The sequence below is a fragment of the Actinomyces sp. HMSC065F12 genome, from assembly GCF_001814535.1.
GTDB classification, from domain to species: Bacteria; Actinomycetota; Actinomycetes; order Actinomycetales; family Actinomycetaceae; genus Pauljensenia; species Pauljensenia radingae_A.
In genome coordinates this window covers 1-8,034 of the sequence record NZ_KV817046.1, presented here as the reverse complement: position 1 = coordinate 8,034, position 8,034 = coordinate 1, and the positions used below count along the sequence as shown (strand labels likewise).

Annotated in this window: 6 protein-coding genes; all 6 read left to right on the top strand. The window is 56.6% G+C overall.

The window, feature by feature from the left end; genetic code table 11:
- Positions 1 to 1,478: recombinase family protein (locus HMPREF2975_RS11820; protein ID WP_083314580.1), on the top strand; the 1,478-nt coding region annotated here is incomplete at its 5' end.
- Between the two features lie 85 nt (positions 1,479 to 1,563).
- Positions 1,564 to 3,351 (top strand): ABC transporter ATP-binding protein, encoded by a 1,788-nt coding sequence (locus tag HMPREF2975_RS11815; RefSeq protein WP_048707912.1) that lies wholly within the window; start codon positions 1,564 to 1,566, stop codon positions 3,349 to 3,351.
- Positions 3,348 to 5,096, top strand: a complete 1,749-nt coding sequence (locus HMPREF2975_RS11810) for an ABC transporter ATP-binding protein (RefSeq protein ID WP_048707911.1) — start codon at positions 3,348 to 3,350, stop codon at positions 5,094 to 5,096. Before HMPREF2975_RS11815 ends, HMPREF2975_RS11810 begins: the two co-directional genes overlap by 4 nt.
- A gap of 36 nt (positions 5,097 to 5,132) precedes the next feature.
- Entirely contained in the window at positions 5,133 to 5,729 is a 597-nt protein-coding gene (locus HMPREF2975_RS11805; RefSeq protein ID WP_048707908.1) for an MptD family putative ECF transporter S component, read from the top strand.
- Positions 5,722 to 6,408 (top strand): energy-coupling factor transporter transmembrane component T family protein, encoded by a 687-nt coding sequence (locus tag HMPREF2975_RS11800; protein ID WP_005395771.1) that lies wholly within the window; start codon positions 5,722 to 5,724, stop codon positions 6,406 to 6,408. The genes HMPREF2975_RS11805 and HMPREF2975_RS11800 overlap by 8 nt, the downstream gene beginning before the upstream one ends.
- A complete protein-coding gene (locus HMPREF2975_RS11795) occupies positions 6,405 to 7,796 on the top strand; it encodes an ABC transporter ATP-binding protein (protein WP_048707901.1) in 1,392 nt (463 codons plus the stop codon). Before HMPREF2975_RS11800 ends, HMPREF2975_RS11795 begins: the two co-directional genes overlap by 4 nt.
- The last annotated feature ends 238 nt before the right edge of the window (positions 7,797 to 8,034 follow it).

Here is an 8,034-nt window from a genome sequence, read left to right as displayed (position 1 = left end):
GCGTCTCTACCGAGATGGAAGAACAAACCTCCTCCTACGAGGCTCAGATTGACTACTACACCACCTATATTCGCTCACGTAATGATTGGCAGTTCGCGGGCATGTACTGCGATAAAGGTATTTCTGGCACCTCTATGAAACGTCGCGAAGGTTTCCAAACCATGATCGATGACGCCCTGGCAGGTAAAATCGATCTGATCCTCACCAAGAGTGTGTCCCGGTTTGCTCGCAACACCGTCGACTCGCTCACTACCGTGCGCAAGCTCAAGGATGCAGGTGTCGAGGTCTATTTTCAGAAGGAAAATATTTACACCTTCGACGCCAAAGGCGAGCTATTGATCACGATCATGTCGAGCTTGGCGCAAGAAGAATCCCGCTCGATCTCCGAGAACGTGACCTGGGGGCACAGGAAACGTTTTGCCGATGGGAAAGTCATGGTTCCCTACAAATCCCTACTCGGATACAAGAAAGACGCGGATGGCAGCCTCGTCATTGACGAGACGCAGGCTCCGGCCGTGCGGTTGATCTACCAGCTTTTCCTTGACGGGATGGCGATCAGTGAGATTAAAACCGAACTCGCTGCCCGCAAGATTCTCACCCCGCGCGGGAAAGAAGTGTGGTCAACCTCGACAGTGCGCTCCATCCTGTCCAACGAAAAATACAAGGGCGACGCCCTTCTTCAAAAGACGTTCACCACCGATTTCCTTACTAAGAAGATGAAGGTCAACGAGGGTGAAGTGCCCCAATACTACGTAACAGGCAATCACGAGCCAATTATCGAACCGCGCATCTGGGATCAGGTGCAATACGAACTCGCCACCAGGCATGGCAACATATCGTCAGCGAAAGTCGGCTTGTTCTCCACCAGGCTGAAATGTTCTCAGTGTGGGGCGTGGTATGGGCGTAAGACGTGGGCGTCGAACACGAAATACAAATACACAGTATGGCAATGCAACCACAAATACACAGACGAACATCCCTGCAGCAGCGCGACGGTGAAAGACGAGCAGATCAAGGATTCTTTCGTCCAAGCGCTCAATCAACTGATCGCCTGCCGTCCGCAGCAAAGCCAGCTACCGCAGGTGCTTGGCGACATGTTCGATACGAGCCGTTTGGAAGAACAAGCCGCCGCCTGCCAGGCGAAAATCGTGGAGCTGACCGAGCAGATCGAAGCACTGATTGCGGAAAACCAGCAACGCGCGCTCGACCAGGACGCCTACCAAAACAAGTACACCGAACTCGATACTGCCTACCGTAAGACACTCGCACGTAAAACAAGCCTCGAAGCCGACATCACAGCAAAGACAGCCAAACATGCGGCCGTGACTACAGCCCTCGACGATCTCACGGGCGAACCTGTGAGCGAGTTCCGCCCCTCACAGTGGAGCGCTCTCATCGACCACGCCATCGTAGACGAGGACGGGATCCGGTTCGTGTTCCGCACCGGTGAACAGGTGAGGATTGCCCTGAAAGGGTGATGCTCATATCAGTTGACGTGCACGGTTAGGTACACCTCCCAGAAATAAAGTAAGGTTACCCTTATCTAATAAGGATGGTGTTTGCGTGGACGATATTGTAATGGATCAGGTTGTTGAAGGCGAGTATGGGTCGGCGAAGGAAAAATCTGTCGCTGGCCAGAACGCGATCCGTCAGCTATCGCAGCCAGTGAAAGGCAAACTGTTTGTCGCGCAGGTCTTAGCGTTCGCCTCTGGTGTGTTGGCTATCGCACCCTATGTGGCTTTGGTGGAGCTGGGAGCTGCGCTGATGCAAGACCGGGTGGACCCGGCGCGGGTGAACTGGATCGTGATGCTCCTCGTCAGCGCATACATGGCCCGGTTGACCTTATATTTTGTTGCATTGGGCGTGACGCATTTTATTGACCTGTCGTTGCGTAATCAAATGCGCCGCCAGATTGCCGCCCGCATGTCGACTGCTCCGCTGTCGTGGTTTACCCGCGAGGGTGAGGGAAAGATCCGCAAGACCATTCAGGATGATACGGCCACGGTGCACACAGTGATTGCGCACGGGCCGATTGAGAAACTGAACGCGATCGTATCCCCGCTCGCCTTGTTGGCCTATGCGTTCGTGGTGGATTGGCGGCTCGCTCTGCTGTCGATTGCGACGATTCCGATTTATGTGGGCATGTATGGCATGTCGATGCGTGGGATGAATGAGAAGACCGCGCAAATGGACACCAAGCTCGCTCAGGTTTCGGCAACGATGGCCGAGTTCGTTGCCGGTATCTCAGTGGTGAAAGCGTTCGGCAAGGTCGGCCAAGCACATAAAGCCTATTTAGATGCAGCTAACGAGTTTTCTAAGTTCTACCGGGCGTGGTGTATGCCGCTGGTGTCGATGTCGGTCGCCTCATTTTCGTGGGTGTCGATCCCGGTGTTGTTGATCGTGAACCTTGGCGGTGGCGCGTTGATGATGAACGCCGGTTGGGTGAGCATCTACGAGGTGATAACGACCACGTTGATCGCCTTGGTGTTGCCGGGAGCGTTGATGGCAATCGCAACCATCGCCTGGTCGTACCAGCTCGCAGGGTCTGCGGCAGTGAGGTTGGTGAACGTCATGGAGCTACCGGCGTTGAGTCAGCCCGATGCGCCGCAGACGCCAAAGGGTCATGATATTGAGATTCGGGGTGTGTCGTATGCCTATGACGAGACCCAAGCGTTAGACGAGGTGAGCCTGAGAATTCCGGCGGGGACGGTGACTGCGCTGGTTGGGCCTTCGGGTACGGGAAAGTCGACGTTGGCGAGTTTGATTGCCCGCTTCGATGACCCGGACGCTGGCACGATCACTATTGGCGGGGTTGATCTAAAGAGCATTTCCCAGGATGTGTTGTATTCGACGGTCGCATTCGTCCTGCAAGATGCACAGCTTATTCGCGACACCATCCACAACAACATTGCCCTAGGCGCGCCAGACGCAACCTTGGATCAGGTGCGGCAGGCGGCGCGGGCGGCGCAGATCGACGAGTTCATCATGAGCCTGCCAGATGGTTACGACACTGTGTTGGGTGAGGATACCCACGTTTCGGGCGGGCAGGCAGCCCGTATCGCGATCGCCCGGGCGCTCATGGTTGATGCCCCAGTGTTGGTGTTGGACGAGGCGACGGCGATGGCGGACCCGGAATCGGAATCGAAAATCCAACAAGCTCTCTCGACTCTTGCCAAAGGCAGAACCGTGATTGTGATCGCCCACCGACTGGCCTCGATCAGAGGGGCAGACCAAATCGTCGTCATGGAACGCGGGCGCATTGCTGTGGTCGGTAAACACGACGAGCTGGTGGGTAATGCGCACTATCAGGCACTTCTTGCCCAAGGTGCATGCGAGGAGATGACACGATGAATCAACTATTGCTGCCACGCTTTAAGCGTTTGATGGAACCCGCCTCGTGGCGAGACCTCTCGGTCGGTCAAGCGTGGGGTGCGGTCTCAGGACTGTGTCACGGCTTTGCCCTGCTGACTCTGCTTCCCGCAGCAAGTGCCCTAGCGACCGGAATGCCGGTGTGGGGGTTATCGTTTTGGGGATGGCTCATCGCCTTGGCGGTAATCGCGGTGCTGGGCGTGGGCACGGAGTTTTATGGCATGCGCACCGGCTATATCGGGGCCCTCGGGTTCATTCACGACGTACACCAAGCGGTCGGCAACAAGGTAGCCCGCCTACCGTTGGGAGTGTTCGATTCGGGTAGTTCTGGACGGCTGTCGCGCATGGTCACCCAGGAAATGATGAACTTGGGTGAGTCGGCGGCACATTTCATTTTTTCCCTCGTCCAAAAACTCTCAGCCGTGCTGGTGATCACTGTGGGCACGTGGTTCTGGGATTGGCGGCTGGGACTGACCTTGACGATCGCCTTCCCGATCATGCTCGCCTTCCTTCATATCTCCCGTGTGCTTCTCGATAAGGGCAAGCAGGTTTCCGAACCAGCAGAATCGGAGCTGGCGGCTCGCATGGTCGAATTCGCCACCTGCCAAGGCGCGCTGCGCTCCTGCCATGTCGCCGATGACTACCCGGCCCTTGATCGGGCATTCAAACAGGCTGACCGCAAAAGCCGCAAAGCATTGTGGATCGAAACATTAGCGAACCTGATAAACGGAGTGTTCGTCCAAGCCCTTGTCGTGGTAATGATTTGGCTGACCGCCCAACTCGCCCTCGGCGGGCAGATGAATGCGTTGAACGCTGTGGTCACCATCGGCATGTGCCTGCGGTTCACCACCATGCTCCAAGACATCGGTGGCTGCATGACCGGGCTGGAAGAACGCCGCCAGCAGATGAATCACGTCGACAAGGTCATGGACGCTCCCGAACTGTCCGAACCCGATGTCTCCACCCCGGTGAGCGCTCCTGGTGATGTTCGTTTCGAGGACGTCGCCTTCGGCTACGATCCGGACACCCCGGTTCTCCGTGATATTTCCTTCCATGTCCCGCAAGGCGGCATGTGTGCCCTGGTTGGCCCTTCCGGCTGCGGAAAAACCACAATCGCGAGGTTGGTTGCACGTTTCTGGGATGTGCAGTCCGGCAGCGTACGCGTTGGCGGGGTTGATGTGCGCGAGCAGACCACCGAAGATTTGATGCGCCAGATATCCCTGGTCTTCCAAGACGTCTATTTATTCAATGACACGCTCGAGGCCAACATTCGCCTTGGCAACCCTAAAGCTACCGATGAAGAAATCAGGTGGGCCGCTGACCTGTCGGGCGTGACGGAAATCGTCAACCGCCTCCCAGACGGCTGGAATTCATTGGCGGGTTCTGGCGGGCGTGCACTGTCAGGTGGGGAACGCCAACGAGTGTCCATCGCTCGCGCCTTGGTGAAGAAAGCTCCGATTGTGCTGTTCGATGAGGCCACCAGCGCGTTGGACGCGGAAAATGAAGCCAACATTGTTGCGGCGATGAATGAGCTACGCAAACACTCCACACTTATTGTCATCGCCCACAAACTGGAAACCATTCGGTCAGCTGACCAAATCATTGTGCTCTCCCACGGTGGGCGTATCGCCCAGCGCGGGTGCCACGACGAGCTGGTCAACCAGCCAGGTCAATACCGCGATTTCTGGCAAGAACGCATCAACGCCGCCGGATGGCAACTCGTCTAAAACACAGCACTGTTCACAATCATGAAAGGAAAAACTATGTCCACACCCACATCCTCGCGCCTCAACGCGCGCGACTTCATCAATATCGGCGTCTTCACCGCTTTGATGTTTGTCATCGTGTTTGCATTCGGAATGCTCGGGTTCATCCCCGCCGCCATGTATGCCGGTTTCTTACTCTCCATTCTCGTCAACGGCACCGTGTTCGCGCTGTTTACTGCCCGCACTCCGAAGATGGGGGCATTGACCATCATGCTGATCCTCATCGAAGCCCTCTTCTTCGTAACGGGTCATTGGGTGGGAGGAATCGCGATCGCCGCTGTGTTCGGCCTGCTCGCTGACTTGGTGATCACCAAGGGGCCGAAGAACGTGAAAGTTCGTGTCCCGCTGGCATATGCACTGTTTATCCTGCCAATCTATGTTTCCCCGTGGATGCCGCTATTTATGAACCAAGACGCATATATGTCGCAGATCGCCGAACAAATGGGTGCCGAGTATGCCGCGAAGATGGCGCAGGTTGTCACGATTCCGATTCTGTTGGGCTTCTTCGTCGTGATGCTCATCGTTGGCTGGCTTGCTGGTCTGTTGGGAACCCGAGTGGCGCGCAAACACTTTGAACGGGCCGGTCTTGTCTAAACTTCCCGACCCGCGCACGATTATCGTAGCGCTCGTCATCGTCTCCACCACGATCTACAGTGCCTACTCGCCGTGGTTCGTGTGTGCTCTGGGCGGATTCGCCGCCGTGATGCTGGCGAGCGCTACGATCAACCCCAACACGCTCGTGCGCCCGAGCTGGGTGGCCGTCTACCTGGCCACGTTTGCGGCTCTCGGCACACTCGTCTTCGTGATACCACTGGTGTGGAAGTCAACGGCCAGCGCGTTCCTCGTGCTGTTTTTGCAGTGGATGTGGCGATTCAGTGTCAGCGCAGGAATGGGAGCCTACGCGATCGGCGTGATCCGACCTGCCACCTTGCAAAAAGCACTCGCCAGCTCACGGATCCCGACTTGTTTCACGATCCCGATCTCAGTCGCGTTACGTGTGCTGCCCGTGATCGGCCACGAGGTTAAAGCGATCTCAGATGCCATGAAACTACGCGGCATGTCCGCGCTTTCCCTGCGTTCGGCCCAGTACTTCACAATCCCGCTGCTATCGACCGTGGTACGCAGCGGAGACGAACTGGCATCGGCCGCCCTTGTACGCGGACTGGGCGGAACCGCAAAGCCCACCTCAGTCACGGTCGTGAAATTCCGTGTGATCGACGCGGTCATTCTGCTCATCGTTATCAGCTTCGCGATATGGAGAATCACCCTATGACAACAGCCCAAGCAACTGGGGTCACCTTCACCTATCGGGGAGCAGACCACCCCTCAATCAATGACGCAACCATCACCATCACACCTGGAACCGTCACCTTGCTGTGTGGCGCGTCAGGGTCGGGGAAAACCACCGCGCTACGGCTGTTTAACGGGCTCATCCCGCACTTCCACGACGGCGACCTCACCGGAACCGTCACAGTCGACGACATTGACGTGGCACGAGCAGACCTATCAGAGCTTGCCCACCACTGTTCGACAGTGTTTCAAAACCCGCGCACCCAGTTCTACACCACCCACGTGCGCCAAGAACTCGCCTTCGGCCCAGAAAACCTCGGCCGCGACCCTCAAGAGATTTGTGTGCGCATTGACGAGGTTGCAGCCGAGTTAGGTATCGCTGACCTGCTGGAATCCCGCGTCACACAACTGTCGGGTGGGCAGATGCAACGCGTGGCCTGCGCCGTCGCCATGTGCAACAACACGTCGCTGATCGTGTTCGACGAACCGACCGCGAACTTGTCCGCTGACGTTATCGACCAACTCGCCACACTCATCGCCATGCTCAAAACCGATGGACACACCATCATCATTGCTGAACACCGGCTAAGTTTCCTTTCCGAGATTGCTGACCGTGTCTACTGCTTCGACAAAGGCAACATCGCCCTCACCGCAACCGGCGAGGAGTTTTATGCCATGCCAGATGAGGAGCGTAAACAGCTTGGGCTGCGATCCCTAGTGACTGTGCCTATGCCACAACTTCCGGAACCGGCAGGAGATGGGCTTGAGATTGACAACCTCACCTTCGCCTACCGCCACGGAAACCCGGTTCTCAACATCGGCCATCTGCTCTTCCCGGCAGGGAAAATCACCGCACTGTTAGGCCCGTGCGGGTCAGGAAAATCAACACTGGCACGCATCATCTGCGGACTCGAAAAAGCCAAAGGTGCATCCATCACACTCAATGGGCAAAAATTCGCCAGCCGGGACGCATACCTTGTCATGCAAGACCCCACCCGGCAGCTATTCTCAGACACAGTCATTGACGAAGTTACGCTCGGGGCAACCAGAGTCGAAAAACAACACATCGACGCCCACGCGATCCTTAAAGAACTCGACCTCACCGACCACGAGTCCGATCATCCGCAAGCGCTGTCTGGTGGGCAACGCCAACGCCTTGTCATCGCCACAGCACTTGCTGCGAACAAGAAGGTCTACATTTTCGACGAGCCGACATCAGGTGTGGGCTACAAGCACCTCGTCGCGATCTCACAAGTGATGCGCAAACTCGCTGACACTGGTGCCGTCGTCATCGTCATCACCCACGACGCTGAACTCGTTACCGAAGCCGCCAACCATAGCGTCCGCCTCGACCAAATCAACGCCTGCTAACGCAAACGCTCACTCAGTCGAAAGAGAGGAAAGCGTTTCTGCAGGTCAGAGCAAACGCGCTACACACTCGCTAACGGAAGGGAATTTCTTGACCCCCTTGGGGCATACTCGCTAACGCAAAAGGGTACTTATCATTTTCGACGTCTAAGTGGAGCGGGCGACGGGAATCGAACCCGCCCGAAAAGGGTGGGGCGACGCCTGTCAGGCTGCTTGTTTTCCCTTGAGATCATGCGGAAAA